The following is a 20,936-nucleotide window of genomic DNA, read 5'->3' as shown; positions in this document are numbered from 1 at the left end:
TTCTGTAAAATACCTGTTGAGCAGAATAAATATCAGGTGTTTATTTTTCAAGGGCGGAAGTTAATCTGTGTTGAGAATATTTTCAATAAAGTCAAGCTTTATTTGTAAATGAAGTAGGGAATATTTCTCGTTATTTGAAATATTCATAAAAATGACAGTTTAAATCATCAATTTTTCATCAGAATATTCCTTCTTCTGCTGGCTTACCAATGATTCCCTCATTCGCAGGCCAATGCTGCACCTACTTCCCGCTCAGTCACTCAGTGCGCTGGTGACAAAGGTGGATTTCGTCAGAAGCCATAGCACAAAGAATACCATGGCCCAGCGTAAATAGATGGTGTAGTAATCCGTGGTATCCTTATAACGGGTTTCTTTGATCTCGGCTTTTTCCAGGGAGTCAATTTCTCCAAATACCTGTTCAAGGGCTTCTTTGTCGGAGACTCTGTAGAAGTTGCCTCTTCCTATTTTGGCGATCTCCCTCAGGTTGGTTTCATCCAGGGTGTTTTCCACATACCTGGGGCGCCCAAAGAAGTCGGTGCCAAAAGGAACTTTGCCTTCTTTGCCAATGGCAATGGTGTAAATTTTGATGTCATAGGCCTGAGCCAGCTTGGCTGCAGTAATGGGATCTATGTTACCAGCCGTGTTGTCACCATCACTTAGCAGTATCAGTACCTTTGATTTACTATCTGACTCCCTGAGCCTGTTAGTAGCTACAGCCAGTGCACTGCCGATCGCGGTTCCCCGGTTTTCTATCAGATCAAAGGAGATGTCATCAATGTAAGAGTTGAGTAGCTCATAATCAGAGGTGAGGGGAGACCTGGAAAAGGCATCTCCGGAAAATACCACCAGCCCGATCCGATCCTGAAACCTGCCTGCCACAAAGTTTCTTGCTACTTCCTTGGCTGCCTCCAGCCTGTTAGGTCTGAAGTCTTCAATTTGCATGGATTCGGAGATGTCAATGGTCATCATAATGTCAATACCCTCGCTCCACTGCTCCACCTGCTCGTTGGTAGACTGAGGTCGGGCCAGGGCCGTCACCAGCAGACTGATGGTAATGAAAAAAAGAATAGGGGGGACAATCCTCAAATAGCTTACCGGGTCACTTTTGATGTCTTTTTTGGTGAGTGCTATTGGGAGGCGCTGACGAAAACGGGCCATCACCAGGCCTCGGATAAGCAGGACGAATAAAATAACAAGTAACAGATAGAACCACAACGGTTGCTCCCAATCAAAGGACTGGAGCTTTGACCAGGTGAACCAGTTCACAGAAAACCAGGGATTTGTACTTTCCATACGTGTTAGCTGTTTTTAATTTGGTCGGTGATCACTGAATATCTGTGTTGAGTGAAGTCCTCTATGGCCTGAAAATCCTTGTATAGCTCCTCATTGGAGCGCCCGCCATAGACGCAGCGATCAATATTTTTGAGGGTGCCGTTTAGTTCTCCGGTATATTCCAAAGCCATGATTTCCTTAGTGGTCAATTTGGAGAACGGTCGCTGTTCAAGTCTTTCAAGGAAAATCTTCCATTCCGTCAGGGCATGCTCAGCAATTTTTTGGTTTGGTGACTCCTTCAGGCTTCTGATGTCCATGGTCAGATGCTCCGAGAAGGTGATAAAGTCTTTTTTCAGTTTTCTCAATCTCATTGTTTTTCGGATCTTCTTTCCGAAAATCAGGTAGATGGTCAGTGTGAGTACTAGCAGGACTCCGAGGATGATCCATAGGAGTGGAAAATTAAACTGTGTAGATACGTTTTGATAAGCCAGGTTGGTCTTCAGGCTGGTAGTGTCCGTCACCACCTCCAGTAGCTGCTTGAAATAGATCGAATCAACTTCAGCGTCTATACGGGTACTGTCGCCGGTTGGATTAAGTATGAATACCGGAATGGAGAGCGACTGGACGGCATCTATCTCATAACTCTGAAGTGTATACACCGCAGAATCAAAGGCCCGATCGATTTTGATTTTACTGGGGAAGTATTTCTTCCCTGAAAACTCGAAAGGGGAGAAATCGTAAAGGGTATCCGGCAGGATCAGTTCCAACTGATCCGGGTACTCGGCTGAGATCCAATAGTGAATGTCTTCACCGATTTTGAGGCTGTCCTCCACAAAACCACCTTTTACCGTGATTTTCTGGGCGTTGATCCCCACCATTATCAACAGACCGAGTATGTAAATCAATAATCTACCTTGCACGTTGCGAATTCATTTTGTTCCTGTGTCTGAATAATTTGACCAGCTTGGGCACGTAATCTTCTTCGGTTTCTACCGAAAGATAGTTGACGTCATTGCGCCGGCAAAAATCTTCCAGTTCGGTGGTATTTTTCCGATAGGTTTTATCCAGCACATTTCTGAATTTCCCCGAAGAAGTGTTGATCCAGATGGTTTTTCCGGATTCTTTGTCCAGGAGCGGAACTATACCCAGACTGGGCATATTGGATTCTCGTTTGTCAAATAGCTGAATCACCACCAGATCGTGTTTTCTGGCCATGCCTTTGAGGCTATGGAGATAATCTTCATCTATAAAATCTGAAATCAGGAAAATCACAGCCCGGCGTTTCAGCATGCCCAGTGCGAACCGAATGGCGTGATCGAGATTGGTTTTTTTGGAAATGGGATTCAATGAAAAGATACTCGAGAGAATCTCATAAGAATGCTTCATTCCCTTTCCGGGTTTGATGTAAGTCTCTTTCTGATCACTGAATGACAGCAACCCCACCGAGCTGCTTTCTTTTACCGCTGACATGGTGAGCAGTGCGGTGATTTCTTTTCCCAGATCAATTTTTTGATGATTGGCTTTACCAATCTCACCGGATGCCGATACATCCAGCATGAAGAGCACGGTTTGCTCTTTTTCTTCTATGAAAGTTTTTACGAACGTTCCGTGGCCTTTGGCGGTTACGTTCCAGTCGATCGTGCGCACATCATCACCATACTGGTAGGCCCGGACGTCATCAAACTCGAGCCCCGACCCTTTAAAGATGCTGTGAAAGTCACCTTGCATCTGAGAATTGATGGCTTTGCGCACTCTGATCTCATATTTTCTCAGCTTTTTGAGGATGTCCTTCATGCAAAGTAATTTTGGGGTTCAAAATTATAAGAACACTTAGAATTATACCCTGTGAAAAAATCTTTTTTTGTCATATTGATCGTGCTGCTCGGGAGCTGTTCGAAGAAACAAACGGAAATTCCGGCAGATGTGTTGAGTCATGATCAAATGGTCAGGGTATTGATAGAGGTGCACCTGCTGGAAGCCAAAGTAAAGAAGCTTTACATCAGAGGTGATAGCAGCCAGTTGGTTTACAATCATTTTGAAAAAATGCTTTTTGAGGAGCAGGAGATTACCCGGGAGCAATACCGAAGGAGCATGGAGTTTTATGTGGAGGAAATAGAGAACTACAAGGCGATCTATGATGAGGTCGTAGACAGCCTTTTGGCACGTCAAAAAGCAAAGGACATTCGATAATGCTGATTTATCCAAAAGACATACAGGAAAAACTGGGGATCGACCAGCTCATGGAACTGATCCGTCAGCGGTGCAAGTCTGACTTTGCCGTAGAATTTTTAGAAAAGGCCCGGCCTTCCTCCAGAATAGAGGAGATCACAAAATGGCTTGATCAGACCGATGAAATGCTGCAAGTGATTTCATCAGGAGATAATCTTCCCTCCAGAGATTTTCAGGACCTGCGGGTTTTTCTGAAGAAAATTAAAGTCAAGGGTACCTTTCTGCAGGCTGAGGATTTCGCACAGTTGAAGTCACTACTCGCTCTGCTCTATGATTGGACTCAATACCTCAAAAAACATCAGGAGGTCTATCCCGAGTTGTGTAGCCTGACGTACGGATTCATTGCAGATCAAAACCTGATTAAGGCCATAGAACTCATTGTGGATGAGAAAGGAGTGGTGCGGGACAATGCCAGTCCCGAACTGGCTTCCATCCGTGCTCTGCTTATTCAGAAGGAGCGCGCCGTCCGTACAGCCATTAATAAAGTGCTCCGTAAGGCTATCCAGGACAAACTCACAGATGAGGACAGCTCGGTTACCATCCGGGAAGGCCGCCTGGTGATTCCAGTGAAGGCAGAGCATAAGAGGCGAATTCAGGGATTTATCCATGATGAATCTGCTACCGGACAAACCGTTTACATGGAGCCTACAGAGGCCCTGCAGTTGAACAATGAAGTGCGTGAGTTGCAGTACCAGGAGAAGCGGGAAATTGCGCGGATATTAACCAGGCTCACTGACCTTGTGAGGGAGTCAGTGGAGGATTTGGACAAAGGGGCTTTTTTCATAGGTCTGTTGGATTTCATTCATGCCAAGGCTGTATTCTCCAAAACCATTGATGCTGTAAAGCCGGGAGTGACTAAAAATCCCATGGTTAAATGGTATGGTGCCAGGCACCCCTTGCTTTGGTTGTCTCATACTGCTTCGGGTAAGCCCACCATTCCATTGTCTCTGGAGCTCAGTAGACAGGAAAATAGGATTTTGGTCATTTCCGGACCAAATGCCGGCGGTAAGTCTGTAGCATTAAAAACGGTCGGGTTACTACAATATATGTTTCAGTGTGGCTTTTTGGTGCCGGCCAGCGAGGCATCCACGTTTGGTGTTTTCCAAAGTATCTTTTTGGATATTGGGGATACCCAGTCACTGGAAAACGACCTGAGTACCTATAGCTCGCACCTTACAGCCATGCGTTACTTTGATGAAATGGCTGATCGAAATAGCCTTTTCCTGATCGATGAGTTTGGTACGGGTACAGAACCACAGTTTGGAGGAGCCATCGCTGAGTCTATACTGGGACAGTTGAATGACCGAAAGGCCTTTGGGGTGGTTACTACGCACTATCAGAACCTTAAGAAATTTGCCGAGAATCACCCCGGAGTGGTGAATGGCGCCATGAAGTATGATGTGGGCGCTTTGGAGCCACTTTTTGAGCTGGAAGTAGGTAAGCCGGGGAGCTCTTTCGCCTTTGAGATAGCAAGGAAAATAGGCCTGCCCGCTAAGATCATTGAGAATGCCAAAAGCTTTGTGGGGACCAGTCAGGTGGATTATGAATTGCTTCTGAACAGCCTCGAATCTGAACGGAATAAATTCCAGAAGCTCACCAAAAAGTTGGAAAAGGAAGAGAAAGAGGTCATTGGCATCAAAACGGACTATCAAGCGCTCAAAGAGATGCTCCAGGAAGAGCAAAAGCGACTGATCAAAGAAGCAAAAGCCAGAGCCAAGCAAATTGTGGAGGAGGCCAATCAGCGAATTGAAAACACCATACGGGGAATAAAAGAAAGTAGTGCAGACAAGGAGAAGACCCGCCGGTTGCGGTCTGATCTGGAGCACTACAAAAAAACACAGGAGGAAAGTATAAAGAAGGAGGAAAAACGGAAGAAGGCCGAAGAAATAAAAGTGGGTCAGCACGTGACCATAGAGGGACAGGACACTTCAGGGGAGGTGATGAATGTAAAAGGCAAGCAGGCGCAGGTTCGTTTTGGCAATATCATTTCCTTTATAGAATTGAGCAGACTCCGGCGGGCCAGCGCTCAGGCGGTCAAACAGGAGTCGAGAGCACGCAAAATCGGAGGCATTAATATGATTGACAAGATGTCCCAATTCAATGGCGAGATAGATGTGCGGGGCGTGCGGGCTGATGAGGCTTTGCAGAAGGTGGATGAGTACATCGATCAGGCGCTGCTGTTGGGTACAGATCAGGTGCGGATCATTCATGGCAAAGGGCATGGTATCTTAAGAGATGTGATCAGAAATTATCTGAAGAGCCACCAAAGCATAGATAAGGCGGTGGATGAACACATTGAGTTTGGAGGCAGTGGCATTACCCTGGTGACTTTTCGCTAGATGAAGGAAATCACCAGATCGCAGCTCGCTCTGAGAAACGGGCAGGACAAGGATGAAATATGGATTGCTTACCAGGGTCGGGTATATGACGTGACGATCTCACGAATGTGGCGAGATGGCAAACATTACGAACATTGGGCGGGCCAGGACCTTACAGATGAGCTCCCAGATGCTCCACATACAGAAAAAGTCTTTGAGAGGTTCACGCAAATTGGCATCTTAGTACCATGATATTGATAGCAGATGCAGGAGGCACAAAAACAGACTGGAGGCTACTGAATGGTCAGCAGATATCGCAGTTCACTTCAAAGGGCTTTAATCTGAAAATTCAGGATTTTGATGCTTACCTGAAAGAGTTACCACGGGAGCTTGCAAGCTTAAAGGGTATTTCCAATGTCTATTTTTACGGTGCTGGCATCGTGTCGGAGCAAGAAGCAGCATCTTTGAATGCTCTGTTGGAGCTGTTTTATCCAGGGGCTAAGTCCAGATCGTATCCGGATACACTTGGTGCTGCCCGGTCTCTTTTCGCGGAACAGCCCGGATATGTTTGTTTATTAGGTACCGGATCAGGGGCTGCACTTTACGATGGGCAGGGAATAAGCAGGCGAATCCCGTCTCTCGGATATGTTTTGGGAGATGAGGGGAGCGGCTGTGACCTGGGCAGATCGCTGTTACAATCTCATCTTCGGCATGGCTTACCGGACGACCTTCGGGCCCTGTTTGGCCTAGAATACCCTGAAATGAATGAAGCTTCCGTATTGGAGACTGTTTATAAGCAACCCGGGGCCAATACCTTTCTGGCTCAGTTGGTCCCTTTTATTGTTGAACATCAAAATCACCCTTTTATTTATCAGTTGGTGGCCGGAGCTTTTCATCGCTATTTTCAGGCTTTTTTTCCCGAGCGGGAAAAATATCTGGGAGCATCATTTAGGTTCATAGGCTCTGTGGCTCATCTTTTAAGTAATATTCTTCGTCGCGTTGCTTCGGGATACGGATACCGCATCGACCTGATTGCGCAAAGCCCCATTGCGGGACTCACTTTATATCATCAAAAACATGGATAGGTTACCAGATACCGAAAAGACCTCAAAATACGAACACATAGAGAAGATGTCTACTGCGGACATTTTGAAAAGCGTTAATGACGAAGATGCCACAGTAGCAGGAGCCGTGGCCAGGGTCATCCCTGAAATAGAGAAGCTGGTCAATGCCATTGTTGCTCGAATGCAGGAAGGGGGACGATTATTTTATATTGGTTCAGGCACAAGTGGTCGACTGGGTGTGGTCGATGCCTCCGAATGTCCGCCCACTTTTGGGGTGCCACATGATCTGGTGGTAGGCATTATCGCAGGCGGTGATGGCGCCATCCGCAGGGCCGTGGAGTTTGCGGAAGATGATCAGAATCAGGCATGGGAGGATTTGAAAGCTTATTTGCCAGATGAAAAAGATACGGTGATTGGTTTGGCGGCTTCCGGTACCACACCTTATGTGATCGGCGGAGTTCGTCAGGCTCGTAGCCATGGACTGCTGACCGGCTGTATCGCTTGTAGCGCAGATTCTCCTCTGGGCAAAGCTGTGGAATATCCCGTAGAGGCGGTAGTGGGGCCTGAGTTTGTCACAGGGAGCACCCGGATGAAATCGGGAACTGCTCAGAAAATGATTCTGAATATGATCTCAACCTCGGTAATGATCAAGCTGGGCAGGGTGAGAGGTAACAAAATGGTGGATATGCAGCTCAGCAATCAAAAGCTGGTGGCTCGTGGCGTGAGAATGTTGATGAACGAGCTGAAAATAGGTCAAAAAGAGGCCGAAAGTGAATTGAAACGTTACGGCTCGGTACGGGCAGTGCTTGAAAATTATGGCAACTCATTAAGTTGATGTGTTAACTTAATGTTAATTTAATGTTACGTATTATATTTTGATTATGAGCGGTTTTAGCAAAGACTTTTTTACAATAAATGTAATATCAGAATCTCTTCACTGTCATATTAAGAAATTTTTAAGACCATTTATATCTAAGGAGACATGGTGTTAACTTGGAGGGTCAAATCGACTAGAAAAATTAACCAAAACCTGAACTTCACTGGTCGGGCGAAAGCCTATTTTTGCCGGGAGTTTAAAAAACAAAAAGTAAACGCAATGAGGAAAACTTTACGCAATTATGCACTTGTCGCTTCGATGCTTCTGGCATCGGTGGCATCTTTCGGGCAAAGCAAAATTACAGGAACTGTAGTGGATGCTGAGAACGGAGAGGGGCTACCAGGAGCGAGCGTTGTTCTAAAAGGAACGACCAACGGAACCATTACTGATTTCAATGGAGAATTCAGCTTAACAGTAGATAAGAGCACGGCTACCATCGTGATCTCATTTGTTGGATTTCAGACTATTGAGAAAACAATCAACCTTAGCGAAACACAAAGCCTGGGCAGAATCGAGTTAGCACCAGGTGCTAATGAGTTGAGCCCTTTGGAAGTAATTGCTTCTGTGGCAGTGGATCGTAAGACGCCAGTGGCTGTTTCGACCATCAACAGAACGATGATTGAAGAAGGTGCTTCTAATCAGGAGTTTCCTGAGTTGCTAAAGAGTACCCCCGGAGTATATGCGACCAAGCAGGGTGGTGGATACGGTGACTCACGAATCAACGTTCGTGGTTTCAACGACGAAAACGTAGCCGTATTGATCAACGGTGTGCCAGTGAATGACATGGAGAATGGAAACATTTACTGGTCTAACTGGGCTGGTCTGACCGATGTGACGACTTTCATGCAGGTGCAGAGAGGTCTGGGTGCTTCCAAAGTTGCTGTGCCTTCTATTGGAGGTACAATCAACATCATCACTAAAACAACGGAGCTGGAAAAAGGTGGTAACGTGTACCAGGGATTTGGTAACAACGGCTACCTGAAGACTTCCTTTTCTTTGAATACTGGTCTTACTGAGAACAACTGGGCCATCTCTGTATCAGGTGCTAAAATCACCGGAGACGGATGGGCAGACGGTACACAGTTTGTAGGTTATAACTACTTCATGAACATTTCTAAAGTTCTGAACGACAAGCATACCCTTTCTTTCACAGGATTCGGCGCGCCACAGGTTCACGGCCAGAGACAAAACATGCAGTCTATCGCCAAATTCAGAGACGCACCACAAGGCTTGAGGTACAATGCTGACTGGGGTGTACTGAACGGGGATGTAGTGAATGTGGAAGATAACTTCTACCACAAACCGCAGTTTTCATTGAACCATTACTGGACCATCGGCAACAAGTCAGAATTGTCTACAGCCGTATATTACTCTACCGGTACTGGTGGAGGAGGTGGATACGCCACTGAAGAAGATGCTGTTACAGGATTTGAGCCTACATTTAACAACTACAGGACAGGTGGTACTTATAGCCCATATGATCTGGATGCAATCGTGGACCTTAACCAGACCTCATCTGATGGCAGAGCACTTGGTTACCTGAGAGCTTCCAGAAATGACCACAGGTGGTATGGTGTACTTTCTACATTTACCCATAAGTTGAATGACAATGTTGACATTCTGGCTGGTTTGGATGGTCGCTTCTACAAGGGTATTCACTTCTCTGAGGTGTATGACCTACTCGGAGCTGAGTATGTTTATGATGACAACAACATGAACCGCCCGGACGCAGCATTGAACGTAGGAGACAAAAGAGATTACTACAATGACGGTTTAGTAGGGTGGGCAGGAGCCTTTTTGCAGGCAGAGTATGAAAAAGGACCTCTGGATGCATTTTTAACTCTTTCTGCCTCTAATACATCCTACCAAAGAATTGATTACTTCCAGTATGCTCCAGAAGATCAGGCCACACCATGGCAGAACTTCTTTGGCTACCAGGTAAAAGGTGGTGCCAACTACAGACTGGACAGAAATCACAATGTATTCGCCAATGTAGGTTACTTCGAGAAAGCACCGGATTTCGATGCGGTATTCCAAAACTTTAGAAACGACATCAACTCAGAGGCAGAAAACCAGAAGATTCTTAGCTATGAGCTGGGTTATGGATACAGAAGCCCTAAGTTTTCAGGAAACGTGAACCTGTACAGAACAGGATGGAGCGACCGTACATTTACAAAGAGTTTCCAGGGGGAGGATGATCAACTATACTATGCCAACATTTTGGGTGTGAATGCTTTGCACCAGGGAGTGGAGATAGACTTCACTTATACTCCGATGAAATCATTGAAAGTTTTAGGTATGCTTTCACTCGGTGACTGGACATGGTCTGATGACGTGAACAGTGTGAACGTATTTGATGAGCAGCAGAACATCATCGAAACAATTGATCAGCTGTACATCGCAGACATCAAAGTGGGAGGTTCAGCACAAACTACAGCAGCTTTGGGTATTGATTATAACATCATACCTGCTTTCAAGGTAGGCGTACTTTATACTTATTTCTCTAAGTTCTATGCGGACTACGATCCTACGAACAGAACAAGCTCTGAAATAGCCGGCGTACAGGCATGGGAAGTACCTACTTACGGATTGCTGGATGTGAAAGCCAGATACGACTTCAAAATTGGTGATCTGGATGCCAATTTGTTCGTGAATGCCAACAACTTGTTTGACGTGGAATACATCTCAGATGCACAGGATACCAATTCTACCGCAGCAGGGGCAAGCGTATTCTACGGTGTAGGTAGAACATGGACTACAGGTCTGAAGATCAATTTTTAATTAACGACTCTGAAAAATATTTAAGATGATATTCAAAAATATAAAATTCATTTACGCCTTATTATTAGTGGGGGTATTTGCATGCGATCCTATGCAGGACGTATACGATGACCTGGATAAGGGGAGTACAGGTGGTGTGACCTCAGATGTGGCCTTCACCATGACGGAAGACGATTTCGAATTGGCGTTGCCAATAGCGGAGAACGGTAGTGATTCATCCAGCATGAATAGTTTCTACAACTTTTCTGATGACCAGGCTCGTAAGTACATTCCGTACATTTTGAGCAAGAAGTTTCCACAGTTGGCTAAAGGATCTTCAGCAAATGTGACTTACGCTCAGTACCAGGGAAACAGTGCTGAAGCCAACACTTACAGCCGTGCGTCTTTGTATGATGTAGAAGCTGAGGATTATACGGGTACTATCGCTGCGGATTCAGTACTGGTAGCTGCAGGCTTCCTGTCTCCATCTTATGACAAGGAAGCAGTTTTATCAACAATTTTATCAGCTAAGGTGCAAGATGCTACTGATGGTGATGTTTACGGCATCAACTACCAATATGCTTCTGAGGATCCTGTAGTAGATTTCTCAAACGCTGGTGTTCAGAATATACACCGTGAAGTTTTCGAAACGGACATTGACGGATACACTGCCATTTCACTGGTAGGTGATCAGACTTTTGGGTACAATCAGTTTTTCAATGGTAATGCGGCTATGTCTGGATTTTCCGGAGGATCTGAGATTCCAAACGATGACTGGTTGGTTTCTCCTTCCATAGACCTTTCTGAAGTGACCGAATCTAAACTGAAATTCCATCAGGTGATTAATTTTCTGGACGTAGATCCTGCCCTGATCCTCAAAGCAAAGATTTCAGCTGATTTTTCAGGAGATGTAACAGCTGCTACCTGGACTGAACTTACAGTGGATCAGTGGCCTGCCGGAAACAGCTGGAGCGAAGAAGTTTGGTCAACTATGGACATCAGCGCATTTGATGGACAGGTTGTCAATGTGGCTTTTCAATATGTAACTACTGAAACATTAGATGCACCTACCTGGGAAATTGGAGAAGTGATCCTGGAAGCATTGGTAGACGTATCTGTGACCGTTCTGGAAGAACCTGAGTCAAACAGAAGCTTTTTCACTTATTCATCTGGCAGCTGGGAGTTGGTGACAAGTGCCTATTACCTGACTGCTTCTGATTATGATGCTATGGGTGCGCCAGGTCAGTATGATAACTTCAGCAGCTCATTACCCGCTGATAGTTACATTACTACCTATTTGAGTACCAACTATCCTTATGCTCAGGAAGAGGACGAAATGGTGGTTGTGTATAAGTACTTTTCCAGTTCTTCCGGGTCAACACAAACCCGAAGCAACCTTTACACAGTAGTGGGTGGAAGCTGGACAGCATACACTGCCGTAATAGATGCAACATTGTTGTTTGCTTTTGATGGTACTACCTGGGTTCCTGATAATACCATTAAGCTGACTTTCGGAGCACCGGATTATACCTGGATCTCTGATAATTTCGCAGACATAAACCCTGGCGGCGCGAGCAACATGGGTACTTATGGAAACTTTAGCTGCTTCGAGTGGTCAGAAGATCAAATCTTTGACGCCATCACCTCACGACTTGAGGTGATCTACTCAAGCATCGAAGAGGGACAGAAGTATCAGGTGACTTACTCGATCTACTGTGGAGCTTCTACTGAACCTTCACTTGCAGTGATTTACCAGGGCGGTACCTGGGAGAAACTTTAAGATTTAGATTCACACTTATAAAAAAGGGAAGTTATACTTCCCTTTTTTTTCTTTAATCCAATTATGAAAAAGCATACCTTCATTCTTCTTTTTGCCCTTTTGGGTTTCTTAGGTCACGGCCAGGCCCCCAGTGGCTACTATGATGGCACAGAGGGACTCACAGGCGAGGCACTCAAAAAGCAACTTCACCGGATATCGAGTGGTCACAAAGTATGGGCCTATAGCGATTTTCGTGATACCATCTTACCAGACCTGGATGAAGACCCTGATAACCCGGATAATATCATTCTTTTCTATAAAAATGCCTCCATTCCAAAGGCTAATTTTGCTTCTAATAACCAGCCTGATTATTGGAACAGAGAGCACACCTGGCCCAAATCCCATGGGTTTCCGGACCTCTCAGACACAGCATATACGGATGTTCATAACCTGAGGCCCTCGGATGCTACCGTGAACACATCCAAGAGCAATAAAGACTTTAACGATGTGGAAAACATCGCTGCCAATGCAGAAGGCGAGGCGCCAGATACCTATACCAATGCGGATTTTTGGGATCCCAGAGATGAAATCAAGGGAGACGTAGCTCGTATATTGTTTTATATGGACATGCGCTACGAAAGTGCTGCGCTTGATCTTGAATTAGTTGATCACAAGAGTTTTTCCGGTGATCCCGAGTTGGGTGTATTGTTCACTTTACTGAGGTGGCATGCGCAGGATCCGGTAGACGCTGCTGAGATCGCGAGGCATGAAAAGGCTTATGGCTATCAAAACAACAGAAACCCATTTGTGGACCACCCGGAATGGGTGGGAGAAATTTGGGGAACCGCTTCAGAGCCGTTCATTTCACTGGACCGGTCTAATTTCAGTGAAAACTTTGGCACCCTACCTTTTGGTCAATCACTTGTCCAACAGTACCAGGTCAATGCCTATAATCTGGAGGCGGATCTGACTGTGACGGTTGATGCTCCGTTTTATGTTTCTTCAGACAATGCTACTTTTTCTGGATCAGGCACTTTTGCCCATACGGATGGTGTGGTCTCTGAGACTTTCACGATTTACCTCAAGTTTGAGCCTCAGCAGGCTGACGGTGGTAGTTATGAAAGTACAGTTACTCATTCCTCAGCTAACCTGACCTCCATTGAATTGAATGTGCAGGGCAAGGAAGGAGAGGTCACGGTTACCACCATTGCAAAAGCTCGTCAGCAGGAACTGGGGAGCATGGCTTATGTAACCGGGGTAGTGATAGACGCAGGAAATAACAGTGGAAATAGCCGGGTGATATTTGATGGGACGGCTGGCATTGTGGTACGTAGCTTCGATGCTGGTAATGAATCTGCTGGTCTTGTGCAGGGAGATAGCATTGTAGTCAGCGGAGGCTTATCAGACTACGCTGGTGTACTCCAGATAGAACAATCCCCCATTACCATTACACTGGAGGCTCAGGGAGCTCAATTGCCAGAACCCCAGGAGGTGACCATTGCAGAAGTAGGAGAGCAGTATGAGTCGGAGCTGGTGGTGATCAGAGACGTGGCTTTTAAAGATGCCGGTGGCACTTTTGCGGGGGGAGGCTCTGCAGGCAATTTTGACATCATGGATGGTACGGGCACTATGATTTTTAGAATAGGATCGTCCGGACACCCATTGGTGGGCACGCGCATTCCGAATGGTTTGTTCGACATCACTGGCTTTGTAGGGGAATTTTCAGGGGACTATCAGGTTTCAGTAAGGGATTTGGAAGACATGGTTTTGGTAGAGGAGGAGGAGGAAGAACGTCCGCCGGTAATTAGCATTGCCGAGGCTCGCACCATGGCTGAGGGAAGTGTTGTCACGGTGAAGGGCATCGTGATTGGCGGTGAAAATAACAACCGGGACAATCGGGTGGTCTTTGACGGCACTGCCGGGCTTGTGGTCCGAAGCCTTGATCTGGGTAATGCCTCATCCGTACTTGTGAAGGGTGATAGTGTGGTGGTAACTGGCGGAATTCTTGACTACAATGGCCTTTTTGAGATAGAAGAATCTCCTGTATTAATTGATATTCTTAATAGTGGAAATACCCTTCCCGAGCCTCAGGAGATTCTCTTATCTGCAGTGGGTGAAGAATACGAATCAGAACTGATCAGTCTCAAGGATGTTTCCTTTGTGGAAACTGGTGATTTTGCCGTAGGCAATTATACACTGACCGGAGATGATTCCGAGGTGGTTTTTAGAATAGGTACTATAGAGCATCCTCTGGTGGGGACGAGTATTCCACAAGTGCCCGTGGATCTTATCGGATATGTAGGACAGTCCAATGCTGATTATCAGGTATTCGTAAGGGGGTCAGAGGACCTTACCTTTTTGGAGGAGGTGCTGGGGGTAAAAGATGCTCGTCTTTCACTGAACCTTGTGTACCCCAATCCTGTTTCGGGGTTGCTGCATTTGCATTTGCCCGAGGGAGTCAACTTCCCGGTGGACTTATCTGTTTTTGATTTACAGGGCAAGAAGGTAAAAACAGCCCGGGTAACAGAAGGAACGCTTAGTGTAGAGGAGTTGCAATCTGGCATGTATCTGCTTACACTTTATAAAGAGGGGAGAATATTTTATAACCGAATAATAGTGGAATGATTTGCATCAGATAGAACCATATCACAGTTGGCAGCAGTACTACGACGCCAGTGAAGATCCTCAGTCACCTTTTTTCGGAAAGGAGTACAATTATGACCTGTATTCTGAGAATATCTATGGCTATTTCATAGATCCGGCCTGGGACTTTTTTGGTTCGGAGACGCTCTACATGAAGGTGCTTTTTGCGAATTATGAGGAAGGATTCATCATCATCGAATTGATAGGGGAATGGAATGATGCCATCAACAATGACATTATGCACCTGAAAAGAAATGTGGTGGAGCATGTGATTGACACTGGTATTAATAAATTCATCCTGATCGGCGAGAACATTCTGAATTTTCATGGGAGCGACGATAGCTACTATGAGGAGTGGTTTGAGGAGGTAGAAGATGGTTGGATTGCCGCCATCAATTTTCGTGATTTTGTGGAGGAAGAGATGGCCAGGTTTGAAATAGATTCTTACATCAATTTCGGTGGTCATCTTCAGGTGGTCAATTGGCGGACAATGACGCCCCTGGCATTTTTTGTTGGAGTGAACCAGTTGATGCAGAGGCGTTTGCAAATGGGTGATTTGTAACCATTTGACAGGTGATTTTACCGTTTGCTGTTCAGTACTTGCCTTTCCAGATTTAAAGCGTTAAATCTGTGATACATTATCAAAACCCATGATTATGAAAAAAACTACTCACCTAATGTTTTTAGTGGGGCTGTTCTTAGTGAATGCCCTCTCAGCACAGGAAACTGAAAAGTTTGACTTTGACCTGTCGCAACTTGATATTCCGTATCAAAAGTTTGTGCTTAGCAATGGACTCACACTTATCGTACACGAAGACCATAAGGCACCCATTGCAGCGGTGAATGTATGGTATCATGTGGGCTCGAAGAACGAGAAATTTGGTAAAACTGGTTTTGCACATCTTTTTGAACACCTGATGTTTAATGGAAGTGAAAACTTTGATGACGACTATTTCCAGGCCATGGAGCGAATTGGTGCCACAGACCTGAATGGTACTACCAATTTTGACCGTACCAATTATTTTCAAAATGTGCCAAAATCGGCCTTGGATGTAGCCTTGTGGATGGAGTCTGACCGCATGGGGCACTTCAAGGATGCCATTTCTCAGGAAAAGCTGGATGAGCAAAGAGGAGTGGTGCAAAACGAAAAGCGCCAGGGCGAGAATCAACCCTACGGTAAGTTTTTTGACCTGGTGACACAGTCCTGCTTTCCAAACGGGCATCCCTATAATCATACGGTCATTGGCTCTATGGAGGACCTCAATGCTGCTGCTCTGGATGATGTGAAGCAGTGGTTCAATGATTATTATGGTGCTGCTAATGCGGTGGTAGTGATCGCCGGAGATGTCGATGCTGAAGAGATTTATCAAAAGGTAGTCGATCACTTCGGAGACATTCCATCCGGCCCTCCGGTTACGCATTATGGTTCATATGTGGCCAAACGAACCGGAGAAATTCGCCAGGTGCAGCAAGACAGAGTACCACAGTCACGGATATACATGGTTTGGAATGTGCCTGAGTGGGGTAACCCCGAAGCTTTTGATCTTGACTTTGTTGCGGGTGCACTAGCCGAAGGGAAAAATTCGCGTCTTTATAAACGCCTGGTCTATGATGAGCAGATTGCTACGAGTGTGAGTGCTTATAACTGGGAGAATGAGATAGCTGGCATATTTGTTATCCAGGCCAATGTGAAGCCTGGTGTGGACAATATGGTGGTGGAGAATGCGATCAAAGAGGAACTGGCCAAATTTCTGAAAGATGGTCCTACCTCAGGAGAGTTGAAGCGGATCAAAACTGACTATTTTGCCGGGTTTACCCGTGGGATTGAGCGCATCGGAGGGTTCGGTGGAAAATCAGATATCCTCGCTATGAACACTGTTTTTGGGGGGGCACCTGATTTCTATAAAACCCGGCTGAAGGGGATGAAAGATGCTTCGATCAGTAGTGTTAAGTCCGTGGCTAATAAATGGCTGAGTGATGGTGTGTACGTATTGCACATCAACCCCTTTCCAGACTATGAGACCACAGGCAAGGATGTGGATCGCTCTGCACTACCTGAAGTAGGTCCGGCGGCTACTGTGGCTTTTCCACAACTGGAGCGTGCAACACTTTCTAATGGCATGAAAGTCGTACTTGCTCAGAGAAATACTGTTCCGCTCATTGAATTCAGAATGATATTTGATGCAGGCTATGCCGCTGACCAATATGCGAAGGCTGGCACTGCTAACCTTACCATGGACATGCTGGATGAGGGTACAAAAACCCGTTCAGCCCTGCAGATCAATGAGGAGCTGGCACTCCTGGGCGCTAACCTGAACACCGGCGCTAATCTGGACCAGTCATACGTTACCCTCTCTTCATTAAAAGATAATTTCGATCAGTCGCTGGCTCTTTTTGCAGATGTAGTGTTAAACCCGGCTTTTCCGCAGGCGGATTTTGAGCGATTGCAGAAGCAGCAGATAGTCGGCATACAAAACGAAAAGAAAAGTCCGGTGTCTATGGCGCTTCGTACCCTGCCTAAATTTCTGTATGGTGAGGGGCATGCCTACGGGAGTCCGCTGACCGGATCTGGATATGAGTCTACTGTAAGTGCCATGACCCGTGAAGATCTGATGAAGTTCTATGAGACCTGGTTTAAGCCTAACAATGCGACGATCGTGGCAGTGGGTGATATCTCCATGGATGATCTCAAACAGAAACTGGAATTGAATTTTAAAAAGTGGAAATCAGGAGAGATACCCAAGAAGAATCTGGAAATGGTGGGCGCCCCCAATAAGAACAAGATATACGTGATGGATAAACCGGACGCCCTACAGTCTGTGATCATCACAGGACACCTGACCAAACCTTATGGCGAAGTAAGCGAGATAGGCGTGAGCATGATGAATAATATACTCGGCGGGGAGTTTACTTCCAGAGTGAATATGAATCTCAGAGAGGATAAGGGTTGGGCCTATGGAGCATTTACCTTCCTTTATTCTGCTAAAGGCCAGCGTCCGTTCCTGGCATACGCCCCCGTGCAGACCGATCAGACGGCCTCTTCTATGAAGGAAATTATGGGCGAGCTTACAGGATATGTAGGTGATAACCCGGCCACTAAAGAGGAGTTTGAAAAGACCAAAACCAATGAGATACTTAGCCTTCCGGGCCAATGGGAAACCATGAATGCCGTAGAGGGGTCCATCGCCAATATAGTGCGGTACGGCCTGGCGGATGACTACTATCAGACCTATGCCGGAGCGGTTCAAAACCTTGAGCTTTCTCAGGTGCAGAAGCTCGCCAAGGACATCATAGACCCGAAGAAGATGACCTGGCTGGTGGTAGGAGATAGCAAGAAAATTATGGAAGAAATCAAGGCACTTGGTTATGGTGAAGTGATTGCCATAGATAGCGATGGAAACGTATTGCAACCTCAGAGTCAGAAACTTGACGTAGAGGGAGGAAAAAATTAAGCTTTAGAATATACTGTTGAAAGAAAGGAATCTTCACTTGTGGGGATTCCTTTTTTGTTGAATAGGCGGGTACGCTTTTCAGGGATTACTCCTGAAGGTTAAGGTTCTCCAATACCACATGGCTGGAGACATTCCCCAGAAACTTAGCTAACAGCTCATCGCTCAATTTCATAAACTCAACCGCAGCAGTATTGTCAGGAGAGTAATCACTGATGGCCTGGCCGATGTCCAGAGCTTCACCCACCTTGATGGATCGGCTCACTGTAGTGTCTAATATGAGGTTTCCAAAGGAGTTTTTAGCTTCATTAAACTTTTCCTGTGATAGGATGAGGTTGCCATTGTACATATTGAAAAATACGCCCAGAATATTCAGGAGACTATTCTCCACCATATTCAGGTAACCCATCAGGGTTTGTATGCCTGTGATAGAAAAACTATCTGCCTGGGCCGGGATCAGTATGTTTTTAGAACTCCCAAGGATGGCCTTCACCAACACGCCAAAGTTGGTAGGGCAGTCCATTATGATAAAATCGTATTCTCTTCGCTGGGTGCTCAGAAGGCGCGCAATGATCCCTGTACCAAAGGAGATAAACTGATTATTAGATTCAATCTGAGTCATTTGAAAATCTCCCGGAATGATGTGCAGGTAGGGTGCGATCTCCAGTGGTTCGATATCCGGGTCATGGTCATGCAGCAAATTCCTGATATTGTCGTAGATGGTATTTCTGGGCTCCTCGATGGTGATGGCGTTGGTTAGGTTGCACTGAGGATCAAAGTCTATCAGAAGCACCTTAAATGATCTCGACCAACTGATTCCAAGATTGAGTGCGGTAGTGGTTTTCCCTACGCCTCCCTTAAAGTTGTAAATGGAAACTGTGTTGGACATTAATTATGCATGGTTGGTAACAAAGCATTCAATTTACTATAAACCTTGGAATATATCAATCTGATAATTGAATAGTTATATAGACTTAATCTCCAATCGCAAGCGAGTCTTCAATCAGCGTGACCTGGGCAACTTCAGAGATGAGATAGCGTCTGGCGGATCGTTCTTCCATACAGAGACTCCTGGTTCTCTTTTTTTCCAATTTTTTATAGACTTTTTCATTGAATTCAAAAGACTGACCAATCGATATTTTGCTCAGAGGAATCAGGTTGGTGGGACCATCAAATTTCTTAAGGACGTTATAAAGAATGGGGTCCGAACAGCTGGCAGCTTTCGGGTTTTTAAAATAGTTGGTGAGGGCCAGCAGTACAGGTGCCGGGAACACAGATTCGTTAAGTACCGGAGAGGCTACTTTTTTGAAATTATCCTTCCACTCTTGCCCATGAGGGGCTGCTTTTCGTCCGTGTGCGTTGAAGGTGACCAGATGAGCCACTTCATGTAGGAAGGTGACCAAAAAGGAGAATTGATTCAGATCATTATTGATGGTGATGGTGTGTTTCTTTGTTTTTGGGGTGTACCGGTAATCTCCCAGTTTGGTTTGCCGGCTTTTTTTGATTTTAAATTCAAAACCAAAATAGTCGAGCAGTTTACAACAGTAGGTCACTGAGTTTTGCGGGACAAAACGCTCAAAAACAGCTTTGGTAGAATTCACGAATTAAAGAAAATAAAAAGAAACCTAACAGCGTATATGAAGTGAGAAAAATCGATGGTCTGATTGACGACTATCAGTTTTAGGTGTGAGGTTCGTCATAGTTATGCGGAGCATTTCCATTGATCTTAGCTTATTATTTAATCAACAATAATCATGAAGACGCTCACACCTCCAAAGCCTCATGTAGACCCTCGGGAAGGCAGCCTGCCAGAGGCTATTCAAGCCAATAAAGTGCTCCACAAGAAAGACAGCGTTAATGAATACCAGAGTTTGTTGGATATCAAACGGTCTCGCGAGAAAATGGAAGCCGAACGCCGACCCTTGTTCTTTTTTATCGGTCTGAGTTTGAGCCTTCTGTTTGTGGTTATTGCTTTCAATTGGAAGATTTATGACGAGACCCGGCTGGTGGATTTGGGCAATGTGAATTCTGATTTTGACGAAATACTGGAGGTGCCTCCGAGTTTACAATCTCCACCACCTCCTCCTAGAAAGGTTGAGGTTTTTGTGCTCAGGGAGATAGATGATGCTGAGGTGCTGGAAGAGGTGAAATTTGATCTGGATGTGGAGCTAACCGAGGATATGGCCGTAAAAGACGTGATGTACGATGTGGTACTGGAGGAGCCAGAGGAAGAGAAGGCGGAAGAGATCTTTCAGATTGTGGAGGATCAGCCACAATTTCCAGGTGGACTGAAGGCGTTTTATACTTTCGTTTCCGAAAACATTGTGTATCCCGATTTAGCGAAAAGACTTGATATTAGCGGGCGGGTGTTTGTGAGGTTTGTCATAGAGAAAGATGGGAGTATCACCGATGTGCAGGTGGTAAAAGGCATAGGAGGTGGGTGTGATGAGGAGGCTGTGAAAGTGCTTGAGAACAGTCCCAATTGGATTCCTGGTAAGCAGCGAGGAAATAACGTACGCGTTTATATGACTGTTCCTATTTTGTTCCTGCTGAAAGAAAGATAAC

At 45.6% G+C, this 20,936-nt stretch carries 16 protein-coding genes; 11 read left to right on the top strand and 5 right to left on the bottom strand.

The annotated features are described in order from the left end of the window. Window positions 1–252 precede the first annotated feature (252 nt). The 3 genes from RIH33_RS04280 to RIH33_RS04270 are packed head-to-tail and all read right to left on the bottom strand — an operon-like array spanning window position 253 to window position 3,066. Window positions 253–1,293 (bottom strand): vWA domain-containing protein, encoded by a 1,041-nt coding sequence (locus RIH33_RS04280; RefSeq protein ID WP_406653925.1) that lies wholly within the window; start codon window positions 1,291–1,293, stop codon window positions 253–255. A 5-nt stretch (window positions 1,294–1,298) separates the two neighbouring features. Continuing rightward, a complete protein-coding gene (locus tag RIH33_RS04275; RefSeq protein WP_406653923.1) occupies window positions 1,299–2,192 on the bottom strand; it encodes a hypothetical protein in 894 nt (297 codons plus the stop codon). Then, a complete protein-coding gene (locus RIH33_RS04270; protein WP_406653922.1) occupies window positions 2,182–3,066 on the bottom strand; it encodes a DUF58 domain-containing protein in 885 nt (294 codons plus the stop codon). The genes RIH33_RS04275 and RIH33_RS04270 overlap by 11 nt, the downstream gene beginning before the upstream one ends. A gap of 51 nt (window positions 3,067–3,117) precedes the next feature. On the opposite strand from RIH33_RS04270, the gene RIH33_RS04265 reads away from it, so the two are divergent. The 10 genes from RIH33_RS04265 to RIH33_RS04220 all read left to right on the top strand — a co-directional run bounded on the left by RIH33_RS04265 (window position 3,118) and on the right by RIH33_RS04220 (window position 18,374). Continuing rightward, entirely contained in the window at window positions 3,118–3,462 is a 345-nt protein-coding gene (locus RIH33_RS04265) for a DUF4296 domain-containing protein (protein ID WP_406653921.1), read from the top strand. Continuing rightward, entirely contained in the window at window positions 3,462–5,840 is a 2,379-nt protein-coding gene (locus tag RIH33_RS04260) for an endonuclease MutS2 (protein WP_406653919.1), read from the top strand. Before RIH33_RS04265 ends, RIH33_RS04260 begins: the two co-directional genes overlap by 1 nt. Beyond that, window positions 5,841–6,071, top strand: a complete 231-nt coding sequence (locus RIH33_RS04255; protein WP_406653918.1) for a cytochrome b5 domain-containing protein — start codon at window positions 5,841–5,843, stop codon at window positions 6,069–6,071. Further along, window positions 6,068–6,904: an N-acetylglucosamine kinase gene (locus RIH33_RS04250; RefSeq protein ID WP_406653917.1), complete on the top strand. Its 837-nt coding sequence runs from the start codon at window positions 6,068–6,070 to the stop codon at window positions 6,902–6,904. Before RIH33_RS04255 ends, RIH33_RS04250 begins: the two co-directional genes overlap by 4 nt. Next, window positions 6,897–7,718 carry an N-acetylmuramic acid 6-phosphate etherase gene (murQ, locus tag RIH33_RS04245; RefSeq protein WP_406653915.1) on the top strand — a complete coding sequence of 274 codons (822 nt, stop codon included), beginning with the start codon at window positions 6,897–6,899 and terminating at the stop codon, window positions 7,716–7,718. Before RIH33_RS04250 ends, murQ begins: the two co-directional genes overlap by 8 nt. 261 nt (window positions 7,719–7,979) lie before the next feature. Beyond that, window positions 7,980–10,541: a TonB-dependent receptor gene (locus RIH33_RS04240; protein ID WP_406653913.1), complete on the top strand. Its 2,562-nt coding sequence runs from the start codon at window positions 7,980–7,982 to the stop codon at window positions 10,539–10,541. A gap of 25 nt (window positions 10,542–10,566) precedes the next feature. Continuing rightward, window positions 10,567–12,300, top strand: a complete 1,734-nt coding sequence (locus RIH33_RS04235; protein WP_406653911.1) for a hypothetical protein — start codon at window positions 10,567–10,569, stop codon at window positions 12,298–12,300. 63 nt (window positions 12,301–12,363) lie between these two features. After that, entirely contained in the window at window positions 12,364–14,904 is a 2,541-nt protein-coding gene (locus RIH33_RS04230) for an endonuclease (RefSeq protein ID WP_406653910.1), read from the top strand. 1 nt (window position 14,905) lies between these two features. Continuing rightward, window positions 14,906–15,484, top strand: coding sequence for a hypothetical protein (locus tag RIH33_RS04225; protein WP_406653908.1), 579 nt, complete (start codon window positions 14,906–14,908; stop codon window positions 15,482–15,484). Between the two features lie 94 nt (window positions 15,485–15,578). After that, window positions 15,579–18,374: a M16 family metallopeptidase gene (locus RIH33_RS04220; protein ID WP_406653907.1), complete on the top strand. Its 2,796-nt coding sequence runs from the start codon at window positions 15,579–15,581 to the stop codon at window positions 18,372–18,374. Window positions 18,375–18,459: 85 nt separating this feature from the next. On the opposite strand, the gene RIH33_RS04215 is transcribed toward RIH33_RS04220, so the two are convergent. Together RIH33_RS04215 and RIH33_RS04210 are read right to left on the bottom strand one after the other, a co-directional pair. Beyond that, window positions 18,460–19,260, bottom strand: a complete 801-nt coding sequence (locus RIH33_RS04215; RefSeq protein WP_406653906.1) for a ParA family protein — start codon at window positions 19,258–19,260, stop codon at window positions 18,460–18,462. Between the two features lie 85 nt (window positions 19,261–19,345). Then, window positions 19,346–19,972, bottom strand: a complete 627-nt coding sequence (locus tag RIH33_RS04210) for a SprT-like domain-containing protein (RefSeq protein ID WP_406653905.1) — start codon at window positions 19,970–19,972, stop codon at window positions 19,346–19,348. A 153-nt stretch (window positions 19,973–20,125) separates the two neighbouring features. On the opposite strand from RIH33_RS04210, the gene RIH33_RS04205 reads away from it, so the two are divergent. Further along, window positions 20,126–20,935 (top strand): energy transducer TonB, encoded by an 810-nt coding sequence (locus RIH33_RS04205; RefSeq protein ID WP_406653903.1) that lies wholly within the window; start codon window positions 20,126–20,128, stop codon window positions 20,933–20,935. The last annotated feature ends 1 nt before the right edge of the window (window position 20,936 follow it).

Origin of the sequence: Marinoscillum sp. (assembly GCF_040222955.1) — a bacterium.
In the GTDB taxonomy this organism is placed as follows: Bacteria; Bacteroidota; Bacteroidia; order Cytophagales; family Cyclobacteriaceae; genus Marinoscillum.
The sequence above is the reverse complement of the archived record's forward strand: the minus strand, read 5'-3'. Positions and strand labels throughout refer to the sequence as shown.